Raw genomic sequence first — 1753 nt, 5'->3', positions numbered from 1 at the left:
CCCGGTCCGCGGCTCAGGGCGCGTAGGCCTGCACCTCGGCGATGCGCATCGACGACGGGGGCGTCCCGCCGTTGGTCACCGTGTGCCACCCGGAGGTCTGGGCGCCGGCGACCTGCAACTCGATGATGATCTCGTACGGTTCGCCGGTGACGGTCACCCCCGATGCCTGCCACACCTGGCGGCCGTCGAAGTACGCGGTGACGGAGTTGCCCGGCTTGAACGCGAAGCCGTAGACGTGGTATCCCGCCGTCACGTCGGCGCCGACGTTGTACGCCTGCTGCACCTGGCCCTGATCGGCAAAGAAGTCGCTGTGCTCGATCTCGTTCGGATTCCCGCCGGGCCATCCGCCCTCGTACCCGTCGAACTCGTTGGTGGGTGTTCCTGCCACACCGGGCATGAACCAGATGGCCGGCCACATCCCCTGCGATTGGTCTGGCATCTGCGCCTTGACCTGGACATACCACGCCTTGTCCGATGGCAGCTCGAACTTCCCGCCGGTGGTGAGCACGCCGGAGATCCATGGGTAGGTACCCGCCCACCGGTTCGTGTTGCGTTGTGCGGTAAGGGTTACCCCATTGTCTACTGACACCTGCGCGGGCGAGAACATGGCGACATTTGCCTGGCCCGCGTTGGATCCCGAGTAGGGCGGCGGCAACGTGCCGAAGTCGTTCCATACCTGGCCGTTTGCTTGCAGGTAGGTGTCCCACAACGAGGTGTTGAGGCTCGTCCCGTTGAACGCATCCTCGAAGATCTTGGTGGTGAAGCCCGGCGGTGCGGACATCCCGCCTGGCGACGGCGGCGGCGCTGGCGACGGCGCCGGCGCTGGGGCCGGGACGGGGGCGGGCCGCGGCGTCGGAGCGGCAGCCGGGGGAAGCGTGGTGCCGGGGGTGTGCGCCGGCGTGGGCGACGGAGCACCAGCAGGCCGAGGCGCGGTGCCGGGGGTGTGCGCCGACGTGGGCGACGGAGCACCAGCAGGCCGAAGCTCGACCGCCTCAACTCGGAACGCATCGGTCGGCACGGCATGGCGCTGCAGCACGAACACGTCGAGGAGATCACCCGATCGCTGGGTGGTCAGCGACACCGTGATTGCTGTCCACCCTGACGACAACGCGTTCACCGGCGAGTAGGCGACCGCGATGTTATCGGCCTCGAACTCAGCACCGCGCCGCTCGCGCAGCCCGATCTTCACCGGCTTCCCGAGCGCGGACGTGCTGCCCGCCTTCACCCATGCCGTTGCCGTGTACCTGCCGGCCGCCGCCACCACAGGTGCCGCGTTGCTGTCGATCGAGTACCGCGGCAGCGTGGTCGCGTGCACCTGCGCGGCGAACTGCGAGCCGAACGACAGGTACGGCGACCGCACGAGCTTCAGCGTCCCCTGCCAGCTGTCCCAGCCGGTCAGACCATGCGCGAAGTTCCAGTTGGGAATGAGGCTGGGAGACGTGGCTGCGGTCTGGACCGCATCAGAGGCCACTCCGCCGCCAGGTACGAGCACGACCACGCCGGCGATGAGCACGATGAGGAGCGGCGCCATCCTTCGGGGGCCGAAGCGCGCGGTGACACGCGCGGCTGCGTGAGCTCCCATCGCGGAATCACCAGCCTGTCACGGACATGGCGCGAGGGCACGCGCGCAGAGACGCCGGTGCGTGCCGCGGTGCTGTTGCGGTGTAGCTACTCCCGCGGTCCGAGTGATGCACGAGCCCGGGAGAGGGTCGCCGGTCAGACACGGCACGGTCGTACGCCCGCCCCACGATGC

Annotated in this window: 1 protein-coding gene; it reads right to left on the bottom strand. The window is 68.9% G+C overall.

The features are described from left to right. Window positions 1–13: 13 nt before the first annotated feature. Window positions 14–1582 carry a glycoside hydrolase family 16 protein gene (locus VGS97_RS25550; RefSeq protein WP_326856204.1) on the bottom strand — a complete coding sequence of 523 codons (1569 nt, stop codon included), beginning with the start codon at window positions 1580–1582 and terminating at the stop codon, window positions 14–16. Window positions 1583–1753 lie beyond the last annotated feature (171 nt).

It is taken from the genome of Actinocrinis sp., assembly GCF_035946395.1.
Lineage (GTDB): Bacteria > Actinomycetota > Actinomycetes > Streptomycetales > Catenulisporaceae > Actinocrinis.
The sequence above is the reverse complement of the archived record's forward strand: the minus strand, read 5'-3'. Positions and strand labels throughout refer to the sequence as shown.

Excerpts from the sequence above, each read along its gene's own strand:
- VGS97_RS25550 (WP_326856204.1), bottom strand. The coding sequence starts at position 1,582 with ATGGGAGCTCACGCAGCCGCGCGTGTCACCGCGCGCTTCGGCCCCCGA.